At 48.3% G+C, this 12,757-nt stretch carries 8 protein-coding genes; 4 read left to right on the top strand and 4 right to left on the bottom strand.

What is annotated here, in order from left to right:
* The first annotated feature begins 196 nt into the window (after positions 1 to 196).
* The 3 genes from gcvP to WG89_RS01200 all read left to right on the top strand — a co-directional run bounded on the left by gcvP (position 197) and on the right by WG89_RS01200 (position 5,961).
* Positions 197 to 3,103: an aminomethyl-transferring glycine dehydrogenase gene (gene gcvP, locus WG89_RS01210; protein ID WP_062260359.1), complete on the top strand. Its 2,907-nt coding sequence runs from the start codon at positions 197 to 199 to the stop codon at positions 3,101 to 3,103.
* Between the two features lie 74 nt (positions 3,104 to 3,177).
* Complete coding sequence (gene gcvT, locus WG89_RS01205; RefSeq protein WP_062260357.1) at positions 3,178 to 4,296, top strand: glycine cleavage system aminomethyltransferase GcvT; 1,119 nt, start codon at positions 3,178 to 3,180, stop codon at positions 4,294 to 4,296.
* Between the two features lie 303 nt (positions 4,297 to 4,599).
* Positions 4,600 to 5,961, top strand: coding sequence for a hypothetical protein (locus WG89_RS01200; RefSeq protein ID WP_153301353.1), 1,362 nt, complete (start codon positions 4,600 to 4,602; stop codon positions 5,959 to 5,961).
* 75 nt (positions 5,962 to 6,036) lie between these two features.
* On the opposite strand, the gene WG89_RS01195 is transcribed toward WG89_RS01200, so the two are convergent.
* From WG89_RS01195 to WG89_RS01185, 3 genes are all read right to left on the bottom strand, one after another.
* Entirely contained in the window at positions 6,037 to 7,425 is a 1,389-nt protein-coding gene (locus tag WG89_RS01195) for a S10 family serine carboxypeptidase-like protein (RefSeq protein WP_062260352.1), read from the bottom strand.
* A 317-nt stretch (positions 7,426 to 7,742) separates the two neighbouring features.
* Positions 7,743 to 9,269 carry a WD40 repeat domain-containing protein gene (locus tag WG89_RS01190; protein WP_062260350.1) on the bottom strand — a complete coding sequence of 509 codons (1,527 nt, stop codon included), beginning with the start codon at positions 9,267 to 9,269 and terminating at the stop codon, positions 7,743 to 7,745.
* Positions 9,270 to 9,449: 180 nt separating this feature from the next.
* On the bottom strand, positions 9,450 to 10,751 hold the full coding sequence (locus tag WG89_RS01185) for an anaerobic C4-dicarboxylate transporter (protein WP_062260348.1): 1,302 nt from the start codon (positions 10,749 to 10,751) through the stop codon (positions 9,450 to 9,452).
* A 267-nt stretch (positions 10,752 to 11,018) separates the two neighbouring features.
* Between WG89_RS01185 and WG89_RS01175 the strand changes: the two genes are divergently transcribed.
* The gene (locus tag WG89_RS01175) at positions 11,019 to 12,131 is read left to right on the top strand and encodes a protein kinase domain-containing protein (RefSeq protein ID WP_079253596.1); all 1,113 of its coding nucleotides are present in this window, start codon (positions 11,019 to 11,021) and stop codon (positions 12,129 to 12,131) included.
* A gap of 19 nt (positions 12,132 to 12,150) precedes the next feature.
* On the opposite strand, the gene WG89_RS01170 is transcribed toward WG89_RS01175, so the two are convergent.
* On the bottom strand, positions 12,151 to 12,489 hold the full coding sequence (locus WG89_RS01170) for a PLP-dependent aminotransferase family protein (protein WP_062260342.1): 339 nt from the start codon (positions 12,487 to 12,489) through the stop codon (positions 12,151 to 12,153).
* Positions 12,490 to 12,757 lie beyond the last annotated feature (268 nt).

The following is a 12,757-nucleotide window of genomic DNA, read 5'->3' as shown; positions in this document are numbered from 1 at the left end:
TGAACGCCAGAACTACCCATAATGGGTAAAAAGCTAAACCCCAAAAAAAACCAAAAATAACCAGCACACCCCCGGAACTTTCGTATAACACGCAGAGTTCCAAGGGAGCATGAGCCGAGACTTACGGTTCAAAGCTGTTTTTAGACCATCATACGGCTGTCTTATCCACCGATAGCCCGCAGAGAAAGGTAGAAACATGGCTGTTGATAAACAGGCACTTAGCGCTCTGGAACAGGGCAACGCATTTACCGGTCGTCATATTGGCCCGGATGAATCACAGCAGCAGGCCATGCTGTCCGAACTGAAACTGGAATCACTGTCTGAGCTCATTGAGCAGACCGTGCCCAAAGTCATTCGCTCACCCTCTGTTTCAGGAGAAAGCACCCTGGCGGTTGAAGCCGGTCAAACAGAAGTACAGGCTCTGGAATACCTACGCTCCCTGGCTGACCAGAACCAGGTCAACAAGTCCTACATTGGTATGGGTTATTACAACACCCATATTCCAAACGTTATTCTCAGAAACGTTCTGGAAAATCCGGGCTGGTACACCGCCTACACACCTTATCAGCCAGAAATTTCCCAGGGTCGTCTTGAAGCCCTGCTGAATTATCAGCAAATGGTGATGGATTTGACCGGTATGGAAGTGGCTAACGCCTCTCTGCTGGATGAAGCCACTGCCGCTGCTGAAGCCATGGCTCTGTGCCGTCGTTCCAACCGCAGCAAAAACCAGGTTTTCTTTGTCGCTGACGACGTACACCCCCAAACCATCGACGTAATCAAAACCCGTGCCGAGCACATGGGCATCCAGGTAGAAGTAGGCAACCCCAACACCGATCTGGAAAAACACGACATCTTTGGTGTTCAGCTGCAATACCCTGGCACCTACGGACAGATTACTGACGTTGCCAGTATCGTCAGCAAGGCCAAAGAACAGAAGGCCATGGTCTCTGTAGCCACAGACCTGATGGCTCTATTGCTGCTGAAATCGCCAGGGGAACTGGGTGCGGATATTGCTCTGGGCAGCAGCCAGCGTTTCGGTGTTCCTATGGGCTTTGGTGGTCCGCACGCCGCATTCTTTGCCGCCAGCGAGAAGCTGAAGCGTTCTATTCCAGGTCGTATTATCGGTGTTTCCATCGACAGCCGTGGTAACCAGGCTTACCGCATGGCCATGCAGACCCGTGAGCAGCACATCCGTCGTGAAAAGGCGACTTCCAACATCTGTACTGCCCAGGCATTGCTGGCCAATATCGCCGCTTTCTACGCTGTTTACCACGGTCCACAGGGCCTGAAAACCATTGCCGAACGCATTCACCGCCTGACGACCATTCTGCACAAAGGTCTGACGACTCTGGGTGTACAATGCAACAACACCTACTTCGACACATTGACCCTGAAAGTCGGCAGCCAGCAGGAAGCTATTTACAACCGTGCCATTGAAGCCGGCTGTAACCTGCGTCGCATCAGCTTCGATCAGCTGGGTATCAGCATTGACGAGACAACAACCGCTGAAGACATCACTCAACTGTTTAACGTTATTCTGGGACAAGGTCAGGATCTGGACATCCAGACCATTGACAGCCAGATCACTGTTTCCGGCCTTAAGGACGACCACCGTCGTACTGATGAAGTGCTGAGCCACCCAACCTTCAACAGCTATCATTCTGAAACCGATATGATGCGCTACCTTAAGCGTCTGGAGAACAAGGACTACTCCCTGACTCACGGCATGATCCCTCTGGGTTCCTGTACCATGAAGCTGAATGCGGCAGCGGAAATGATTCCGGTTTCCTGGCCCGAGTTTGCCAACATCCACCCGTTTGCCCCCAGAAATCAGGTCAAGGGTTACATGACCATGATCAATGAACTGGAAGCGGCTCTGGAAGAGATCACCGGTTACGACAAGATTTCCATGCAGCCCAACTCCGGCGCCCAGGGCGAGTACGCTGGTCTGCTGGCCATCCGTAACTACCAGGAAGCGAACGATCAGGCCCACAGAAATATCTGTCTGATTCCTTCTTCTGCACACGGTACCAACCCTGCTTCTGCCGCTATGGTGGGCATGAAAGTAGTGGTTGTGGACTGCGACGAGAACGGAAACGTAGACGTTGAAGATCTGCTGGCCAAGGCTGAAAAGCACAGCGAAAACCTGTCCTGCCTGATGGTCACCTACCCTTCTACTCACGGTGTTTATGAAGAAGAGATTCGCAACATCTGTGAAATCGTCCACCAGCACGGTGGTCAGGTTTACATGGATGGTGCCAACATGAACGCTCTGGTAGGTATTGCCAAGCCAGGCAAGTTCGGTTCCGATGTCTCTCACCTGAACCTGCACAAAACCTTCGCAATTCCTCACGGTGGTGGCGGTCCTGGTATGGGCCCAATCGGTGTAAGAAGTCACCTGGCGCCTTACCTGCCAAACCATTGCGTCAGCCCGATTGAAGGCGATAACGAAGGCATGGGCGCTGTCTCTGCTGCACCTTTTGGCAGCTCTTCCATCCTGCCTATCAGCTACCTGTACATTGCCATGCTGGGGCAACAGGGTCTGCAGGAGTCCAGTGAAGTGGCCATTCTGAATGCCAACTACATGGCTGAGAAACTGGCTGATCACTACGACGTTCTGTATCGCGGTCGCAACAACAAGGTGGCACACGAATGCATCATTGATATTCGTCCTATCAAGGAAGCCAGCGGTGTGACTGAAGAAGACATTGCCAAGCGTCTGATGGACTATGGTTTCCATGCACCGACCATGTCTTTCCCGGTAGCCGGTACTCTGATGATTGAACCAACCGAGTCCGAATCCAAGGAAGAGATCGATCGCTTCGTCAACGCCATGATTGCTATCCGTGAAGAGGTCCGCAAGGTTCAGGAAGGTGAATGGCCTGCTGAAGACAACCCGCTTTGCAACGCGCCTCACACCATGGCAGATCTGGTAGACAGCGAATGGAGTCACCCATACAGCCGTGAAGAAGCTGTCTTCCCGCTGAAAGGTTCTATCGACGGTAAATACTGGCCTACTGCCAACCGTATCGACAATGTGTACGGTGACCGTAACTTTATCTGCTCCTGCCCATCCATCGAAGACTATCGAGAAGAAGACTAACGTCGTCTTGGATCCAGCTTTGAACCGGGGAAATTGATTCCCCGGTTTCTTCAATATTTCAGGGAGTGTCTGTAATGACCGATCTTAAAAAAACACCACTGCACAGCCTGCACGTTGAGCTGGGCGCGAAAATGGTCCCTTTTGCCGGCTTTGATATGCCCGTGCAGTACCCGCTGGGCGTAAAAGCCGAACATCTGCAGACTCGTGAGAAAGCAGGTCTGTTTGATGTTTCCCACATGGGCCAGGTCCGTCTGACCGGAAACAACCCGGCCAAAGCTCTGGAAGCCTTGGTACCGGTTGACATCATTGACCTGCCTGAGAAGAAGCAGCGCTATGCTCTCTTCACCAACGAGCAAGGCGGTGTGATGGATGACCTGATGGTCACCAACGAAGGCAACGACAGCCTTTATGTTGTTGTTAACGCTGCCTGCAAAGATCAGGACATTGCTCACATGAAGGCTAACCTGCCTGAAGATGTGCAGCTGGAAGTTCTGGACGATCGTGCTCTGGTCGCTATTCAGGGCCCGGAAGCCAAAACCGTTATGGCTCGTTTCGCACCTGAAACTGAAAAGATGGTATTTATGGACTCCGTCCACATGACCATCGAAGGCGTTGACGTTTACATCAGCCGCTCTGGTTATACCGGCGAAGATGGTTTTGAGATTTCCATTCCTGAAGCAGATGCCGACAAATTCTGTCGTATGCTGCTAGAACAGCCAGAAGTTGAGTTCATTGGCCTGGGTGCCCGTGATTCCCTGCGTCTGGAAAGCGGTTTGTGCCTCTACGGCCACGATCTGGATACTGAAACCACACCGATCGAAAGCAGCCTGATCTGGGCGATCAGCAAGATCCGCCGCAACGGTGGCGATCGTGCTGGCGGCTTCCCGGGTGCAGACAAAATCCTGAGCCAGATTGAAAACAAGGACTTTACCCGCAAGCGTGTCGGCCTGATGGGTAGCAGCCGTGCACCGGTTCGTGAAGGCACTGAAGTGGTTAACTCTGAAGGCGAAAAAATCGGTGTAGTGACTTCCGGAACCTTTGGACCTACCATCGGTGCTCCAGTGGCCATGGCTTACGTGCCCACTGAGTATGCTGCACTGGAAACAGAAGTATTTGCACTGGTACGTGGCAAGAAGCTGCCTATGACTGTTAGTCGTATGCCGTTTATTGAGCAGCGTTACTATCGCGGTTAGGATTTACCTCGATATAACTTCCTGCTTTACACACGGATTCCGTTCACCCTGAGCTTGTCGAAGGGTAGTGATATTGGGCTTCGACAGGCTCAGCCCGAACGGGTTTTGAGAGTGTTTCAATCAGAAAGTTAATTTCAGAAAATCGCCTAATATCGGCCTGTGTCTGTTCAATCCTTCAGGCTTGAGCAGACGCACCTCTCAACATCCACTCTTTCCCCACTCGTCTTCTGCGAAAAAATCCAGTTGACCGTATGAATCAAAGCTAATCTTCCTCTTACTTCAAAAGAGTGAATGTTGGTTCATATGTACAAAATCATTTTTCGCAGTCTATTGGTTTTCGCCTTTTCAGGATTAGCCTTTGCTTCTGTTACAAGAGGTGACACTGACGTTTCTGGATTTTCTGCGCCTGAAGGGACTCAGTATCAATTCCCGAGAGTGCTGGGCAACCTGCAAGAAAAGCGCCATGTTGGACTGTACTCCAACAATGGCAGTCAGCTATTCATTTCCCACATCAGCGTTCAATATGTCAGCTTCAATGTTCCGATCCTCTATGATGTAGCTGTCAAAAAATACCAGCTTCTTGTTGATATTGATGATCTGAAAGGTCATTGGTTTGATGCAACATCATCAATAGACAGTCAGCTTCAGAAACATCAACTCGTTGAGTTGAATAATCAATATTACATAGCTATGGGGGTTAACCGTCAGGGCGCGGCTATCGGTTATGGAGGCGATCAAGTCTACATTCATAATGTGCCAAAATACTGGGATCTCAAACCCGTCGTCAAAGCACCTGGCAGCAATATCTGGACACCTGTCATTGACAAATATGCTGATGGCAAGGGTCGCTGCTCCATACCTGTAGTAATATCCAGCGATGGCTCCAGCATCCTGGGTGTAGTTGCCACTGATGCAGGTGATCCGAACAGCAATAACGGACAAACAAGCGATGATGGGAAGCTGGTAAGCTGGACACTGGATCAAAACGGTCAATGGCAACAGGCCACCATTGAGATTCCTGAAGACATGCCCGTTGGAGGTGGGATTCAGCACATAGTTACAGATTACAGCCCCGATCTGAACACTATTATGTTAAACAGAATCGAAGTCGGCAGTGCACCTGGTTTTGGCTATGTCACTCCTGCTGTCAACACAGTCAGCCTGACTCGCTCTTCACCCCAAGAAGACTATACCTATCAATCGTCACAACTGAAGAGTGTCGGGCTGGGTCTTTCTGGAAAATACGCTTATATGTCCGTGCTGGACACAGCTTCTGTTGTAAAGGTGCTGGCAACAGCTCTGAACTCCCCTGTTGTCAACTCAACAACAGTCAGCAATCAGAAAACAGGCCTGGGTAAGCTGTCTCAAACGCCATTCTCCAGTAACTACATCACACATTACTCTCTGACAGATAACTTCTTCGCCGGGATTTTAAAAATGTCGGTCGCCTCAGACGTAAATGAATGTACGCTGTATGGTGATGGAAACAGCTTTATCGACCAGGATGAACTGGCCAGAGTAAAACAGATTAAACCATCGGCACTGCAGGGAACCCTGTTTTCAGTGGATACCGACACAAACACCAATCAAACTGTCTGTGCATACGGTGATGCGTCCAGTATCACCGTAGTGAAGTTTGACACTCCATTATTGCCCAAACCGTAAAAAGCTGTGTGTCACTAGCCCGGAAATTTCATAGAGTGTCGAGCTTCTCGCTCTGCTATTTTTTCGGGCTAGCCATCAGGGCATAGGCGAATAGCGAATAAATGAGGTTATCATTTCCAACGCAGCAGCGGGTTGATCCATAGGCACTAAATGACCAGCGTTTAGCACAGTGTATTGAATGAGCCGGGCGTTCCCTGGGACCGAACCCAGCGGATATGCCCGGTATTCCCCCATCTGCTGCTCACTATCACTCCAGCTCTGAAAAGTGGAGTTCAGAAACGCCTGCCCTTCTGTCCACCCGTATTTTGGTAGAGTCTGCAGCCAGTCTTCGGTCGTCGAAGGCCCACAGCATAGGTCATTAGTCCCACCATAAAGTAAAATTCGTACTTTTGAATTCTGAATGATATCGACTATCAAAGAATTAACTGAGTTAAACTCCCCAGTGCGAAAATTGTTGCCCACTCGGTCCGAGCTGGTTGTCCACTTCGGTGTTTCCGGCGCTATGTGCAAAGCCTTTCGAACATCAGGCTGATTCAGATAGAGCTCCAGCAGTGAAAAGTCATAACCACCGGCTTTTTCAAAATTATAGAGATTGATGTGGGTTTTATTAACCAGGGCATCCACTACAGAGTCACAATAGGCTGAAATATTCTTCGGGACTGCGCTGGAAAAACGGGTATCTGTCGTGTTTATATAGGGCTTCAGCGCTTTCTCACACTGGGTCTGCATTTTAACCAGACGGCTTTTCATTTTCGGTGAGATAATGCCAAGTCGATAGGCAAACACAGGCATGGACCTTTGCTGCACAACGGGGTCCACCCAGCCATCGCCTATAGAAATACCCGTCAGTTTGGGAATGGTTTTAAGAACATCATCAGGCTGATGAATAATGTACTGGGCAATTCTCGGCACATAATGCCCACCAAAAGATTCACTGGCTATGTAGAGACGATTATCAAGAAAATGTTTCAACTCCTCCTGCTGAAAGATCTTCTGAAACGCTGTAAACAATTGTCGGGTAGAATCTTTTTCATTAGTGGGAATACATTCCGGCTTACTGGCGTAGGAAAAACCGGTACCAGAAGGCTGATCAATCACCATATAACTGGCATTATGATTCCAGCTAGCATCCCGGATACTCAGCACTAACTCTCCAGAAGGTGATTGACTGATGACAAAAGGACCATTCTCCTTAAACATCCCAATCTCACTGGATGAGCCCGGGCCACCATTCATCCAGACAATGACAGGGTCATCTGCAGGTGAACTGGCAGACTCTACAAGCCAGTAAAAAACATGATTACAGCCATCGACATCCACCTGTCCCGCGTATTGTCTGGGAATATAGAGCTGATTCAACCCTGGCAGACTGGTGACCAGAGGAGACGTTTCCGCCCCGGCTCGCGTCAGGATTGAAAAAAGGCAGACCATACCCAAGACAAGAACTCGCCAAAGCTTACCCATAAAGATGCCTTACTCAGTTATATCGTTTGAAAACAACTCAGAAGTTGAGGCTGATAATAGTTTTAAAATGCATATTCAATGTCTGTTTAAACCATCTGACCGACAGAATAAGATCAGAACTGGTTCTACTGGTATCTGTATAAGACATAAGCCATCTTATGCACAAAATAGTGGTTGAATGCATACAAAAAAATCCGGCTGAATCACCTCAGCCGGATTGGATGACTTGTCATTAATTCAATATCGTTCAGTACTGACCACTTGAGCTGGCGATTAATAAGAGCCAGATCACAAAGGAAAGCCTCTGAAGTGAAGGGTCATAAAAAAGGTAAAGAAAGACCCAGCACCAGAAGTAACACCGCTGAAGGGCCAACGAAATTGGCGGAAGAAGTCGATGTTACACTTCCTGTTGATGCATCAGTTACAGCTCCCGGTGTACCTGATCCTGTCTCAACATTACTGTCTCTTAAGAACAGTCTGAATGACTTATCAGCCGAACTTGAGACCACCAGACTGCCCATCGGATTAAATATCGCATTCCAGATCACGCCATTATGCCAAATGGATGCCAGTGGCACTGCATTGCCCTTCAACGCCTTAAGCTCACTGACTTTCCTAAGACTTAGAGCATCACCGGCATGACTCAGTAACAGCTGAGCATCAGGGCTGAGTGTGCTTTTCGCTTGTGATAGTTCAGCCAAAGGCGTTGTTCTGACAGGAGGCATATGGGGCAAATTACTTTCCCCACTGCCACTGCCACTGCCACTGCCGGAAGCGGAGGCGGAGCCTGAACCGGATGCAGGACTGACCTGAGCAATGTCCCGGTTAGTGGGCCAGAGATGGGCATCATAGAATTCTGGATCCCTAAACTCTGAATAGTAGTGATAGTATCTGTCCGTATAGGTATGAGTTAAAATCAGATTATCATCTTCAGAAAACTCACCTTTAACGACCTTGTCTTTGTGTTGAAATATCTCCAGTTCAGCCGCTTTACCTTTGACTAAATCTTCCATTCCCCAGACCCTGGCCGTTTTATCCAAAGAGCTGGTCAAAACCTTTCTGCCATCATGGCTGAACGCGACAAAATAAACCACATTTCTCCAACCGTGATTCATAACCGCTACCGGCCTGGCTATAATCTTTCTACCCAGATACTTTTGTGCATGACTTTCTCTCTGAGTCAGTACTTCAATTGTTTTCCAGAGTCTGACTGTCCCGTCACCCAGCGCTAAAGCAATATACTTCCCATCTGGACTGAACGTTGAATGCACACAGTCTGAAACATCAAAATGCAAATCGGGTACAAATCCAGAGGTAAATGGATAGGGAACTCTGCGTCCCGAGCCATTCAACAAACGTTTCACTTTCCAGATTCTGGCACTGGCGCTACAACTTAATATCAGGCTCCCATCGGCGTTAAACCTGACATTCTCAGCAGCCGGAATTTCACTCAAAACCGCTTCAGGCTCTGCAACTCGCCCCCCCAAAACAGTCAACTTTTGAACAGACCAAAGTTTTGAAGTGTTGTCGTAGGAATTGGTCAGCAGGTATTGATCATCAGGGCTGAAGCTCAGTGTGGGAACGTGGCCAGAGTGTGTCAAAACGGCTAATGGCTGGGCATCGCTACGAAACAATACCTCGTCAGTACGCCATAACCTGACCTTATTGCCTGAGCTGGTAGCCAACAACTTGCCATTATGACTGAAGGCACTGAAAAGTACTTCTGCATCCTGATACACCGTATTCTGTTCCACCAGATAATTCGGTGGGATCGATCGGGCTTGAGACTGAGAAACAGAAAGCAAGACGAACAGAAGAAATAGAAGACGTTTATACAGGGGCATTACTGAATCCTGACCATTTACACATAAAGGTTTAATCAGGTTAGGTGAATGTGTCTAATTATTTATATTTAAAAGACATAACTATTTTTAAATTTTGTTTCGAAAAGCTATTCCAACAAAAAAGCCCCTGAAAACTTCAGGGGCTTGATCCTTAACAGGGATTATGAATGTCCGTTGGCATTAAACAATCATGGGTGCAAATGCGAAAGCAAAAGCAACACTCAGAGCAATGCAAATAGTCCCAGGCAGGAAGAATGGGTGGTTGAAGACCAACTTGCCAATGCGTGTAGATCCGGTTTCATCCATTTCAACGGCAGCCAGCAGTGTTGGGTAAGTAGGCAGAACGAACAGAGCAGATACTGCGGCGAAAGAAGCAATGGCAGTCACAGGATCCACCAGCGCCAGAGCAGCAGGCATCAGTGCACGAGTGGTTGCAGCCTGAGAGTAAAGCAGCATGGAAGCAAAGAACAGTGTGACCGCCAGCAGCCATGGGTAGCTGTTCAGTACGTCACCGGCCAGCGCCTGAATGGAATCAATGTGGGCACCGACAAAAGTATTACCCAACCAGGCCACACCCAGTACGCAGACACAGGCACTCATACCTGACTTAAAGGTCTGGGCGTTGAGGATGTTGCCGGAGTCAATCTTGCAGAAGATGGTAATCAGGCCAGCGGCAATCATCATGAACACCATGATGGCAGAGTCACGAGGCAGAACAGGATTTTCAATCAGACCTACGTTCCCGCTGATCGCAGTAGCGTAAAGCACTACAGCCAGAATACTCAGAGCAAAGATCACTACAGAAAGACCGGCGCCTTTCTTGCTTTCCTGACGAGCTTTGGTTTCACGCAGAGTGATAAGACCGGCTTTCAGTCGCTCCTGATAAACAGAATCTTTATCCAGATCCACACCCAGGAAGTTACAAACCACAGCAGTCAGCATAACCGCAGCGTAAGAAGTAGGAATGCAGATAGCCAGCAGATCCAGATATCCAATGCCATAGGGCTCAAGGAAACCACTGAATACGACAACTGCAGCAGATACTGGAGAAGCAGTAATTGCAATCTGGGAAGCAATAACGGCAATACTCAGAGGACGGGATGGACGCACACCATTCTCTTTCGCCACTTCAGCAATAACCGGCAGTGTTGAATAAGCGGTGTGTCCAGTACCCGCCAGCAAGGTCATAACGTAGGTAACCGTTGGTGCCAGAAAGGTGATGTATTTGGGTTTACTGCGAAGAATTTTTTCAGCCAGTTCTACCAGATAGTCAAGACCACCCGCTACCTGCATGGCGGCAACAGCACCAATAACGGACATGATAATGAGGATTACATCAATGGGAATGGCACCTGGTTCGAGCCCCAGACCCAGGGTAAGTACCAGTACCCCCATCCCCCCTGCGAAACCTACACCAATACTTCCCAGTCTCGCCCCGAGAAATATGGCTCCAAGTACGACAGCTAACTGAACCCAAAGCATGAGAGCTTCCTCTATTATAAAAATACTGCTTTCGACAGATCATGAGGCACATGACCTGACACGAAAAAATTTAGTATTAACATATTAACTATCTATGAATAGAGGTGTAATTGGTTTCTATACTAAGTATTTGCGGTTAACCGAAGGAAGCTTCGCAAAAGAGCATTCGCATTAAACAGAGCACTCTTCATAGCGAGAAGTTGAACGATTGAGCGGTATAAGTGTCTAAATTTTCTGAGTATTTCTATTATCTCAGGGAAAATAAACATGAACATGGACGGAGCTACCGCAGTAGATACCTCACCCATAGCAGATCCACACTCTCAAAAAAGCCCGGATCAGCCAGTAACAGCGGGATCCACTACTTTAACCAAGACCCCTACTCTCTCGATGGGAACATTTCGTGTCTCAGAATCGGTTTCTCAACGAGTGGAATCAAGATTAACGACGTTATGCCAACGGACACCTGAGGATAAAAGCCCGTCCATGTTGCTTCGTAAAATAGAAGACAGTTCTCCTAAAGTTGCCCTGAAAATTATCCCCTGCTCCAGCCCTTCTGAAGTCACTGCCATTGACCGGGAACTCAACATTCATGAAAAGCTGGGCTGCCACAAAGGTATTGTCCCCATGGGCCGGTTTGAGACCCAACAAGCCGCTGTCCGTATCGGTATAATGCCCTTATACGAGGGCGATCTGCTGGAATTGTGCAGTGATCAGAGGTATGGGCCAGAAGAAGTAACACATTGGTTTACTGATATTTGCTCTGCCGTCAAAAAACTACATGACCTGGAGCTGGTTCACTCCGACCTGAAACTTGAGAATATTCTCTATCGTGTCGTTGATGGAAAAGTTGAAGTAGCACTGGCAGATTTTGATTTGACAGATATTGAGGGAAGTCAGCGAGTATCAGAAGAAGAGTACTGTCCACCGGAAGTATCCAGCTGCTGGTGGTCCAATAAAGAAGATCCAACCGCTCAACAGAGATGGCGAAAAGGAAAATACTTTCAGGCCTCTCAAACCCGAGACTATCCAGCAGACGTCTGGGGCATTGGCTACATGCTCCGAAATTGTATTGATTACTTCTCTCCTGATGACAGCAATTTCCTTATTCGTGAGTTTCTCAAGCCTGTCACCGGATCTGGACGAGATCCTATCGAGCGTACTCTGGACTCCCTGTGTCGTTTTACTGAAAGAGAAGACTCTGAAGCCTCAGGTAATAACTTCTGTCGAGTTCACTCTGAAAAAGACAGGGTACTGACACGTGCGCTCCTGCAGTTATCCAGGGAGGCAATGGCTGTTAACGCTTCCGATCGCCCGACACTGAAAGCAGTGATAAAACGTCTTCAAGAGCTATCCACTGCAACATCAGCAGTAGATTAAGAGCCAGTGTTGACCGACTTTATTTAACTGAGCACTCCTTAAGATACTGCTGATACAATTCATTCAGCATCCTTTTAACCGATTGACCAATCAACTTGTACTGAAACATGGTCAGGTTCGCCAGAGATACTCTGGCTGAGGGGTGCTCTACCTCAAATCCTTTGCCTGGTAACAAAACAACTCCGGTTTCTTCAGCAAGACGGAATAATAGCCTTGGCTTATCTGGCAGCTTGTAAACCCATGCCTCAAACTGATCACCGTGTGTAGCTCGTGCAATCTCATAGAAGTCCAGAATCGTGTAATATTCACAATCCCCCGGAAGTTCAGGTACTGCAATTCCCATGCTTCTGTAGAGCATTTCAAAGCGGTCATGAATCAGCTTCCTAGGAGCCTGTCGGACTTAACCAGCAAAACAGGTAAAATCCTGATTCCAGTACCAGTAACACTCAAAGCACTATGAATAAGTGGAAGTTCAAACCGGTCGACCGAAACACTCCCGACCTTTTCCCTGCCAGCATCCAGGATTATCTTCCAGAAGGTCATATGGCTCGCTTTGTGGTGGATGTTGTTGACCAGCTCGACCTGTCTCCACTGATCAATTCTTATCGAGGCACAGGATCAAAAGG

The organism is Endozoicomonas arenosclerae (assembly GCF_001562015.1).
Classification (GTDB): Bacteria; Pseudomonadota; Gammaproteobacteria; order Pseudomonadales; family Endozoicomonadaceae; genus Endozoicomonas_A; species Endozoicomonas_A arenosclerae.
Note: the sequence above shows the minus strand (reverse complement) of the source record. Positions and strands in the feature narration are given on the sequence as shown.

What these genes read in the sequence shown, in the direction of transcription:
- gcvP (WP_062260359.1), top strand. Translation starts at nt 197, where the DNA reads ATGGCTGTTGATAAACAGGCACTTAGCGCTCTGGAACAGGGCAACGCA.
- gcvT (WP_062260357.1), top strand. Translation starts at nt 3,178, where the DNA reads ATGACCGATCTTAAAAAAACACCACTGCACAGCCTGCACGTTGAGCTG.
- WG89_RS01200 (WP_153301353.1), top strand. Translation starts at nt 4,600, where the DNA reads ATGTACAAAATCATTTTTCGCAGTCTATTGGTTTTCGCCTTTTCAGGA.
- WG89_RS01195 (WP_062260352.1), bottom strand. Translation starts at nt 7,425, where the DNA reads ATGGGTAAGCTTTGGCGAGTTCTTGTCTTGGGTATGGTCTGCCTTTTT.
- WG89_RS01190 (WP_062260350.1), bottom strand. Translation starts at nt 9,269, where the DNA reads ATGCCCCTGTATAAACGTCTTCTATTTCTTCTGTTCGTCTTGCTTTCT.
- WG89_RS01185 (WP_062260348.1), bottom strand. Translation starts at nt 10,751, where the DNA reads ATGCTTTGGGTTCAGTTAGCTGTCGTACTTGGAGCCATATTTCTCGGG.
- WG89_RS01175 (WP_079253596.1), top strand. Translation starts at nt 11,019, where the DNA reads ATGAACATGGACGGAGCTACCGCAGTAGATACCTCACCCATAGCAGAT.
- WG89_RS01170 (WP_062260342.1), bottom strand. Translation starts at nt 12,489, where the DNA reads ATGCTCTACAGAAGCATGGGAATTGCAGTACCTGAACTTCCGGGGGAT.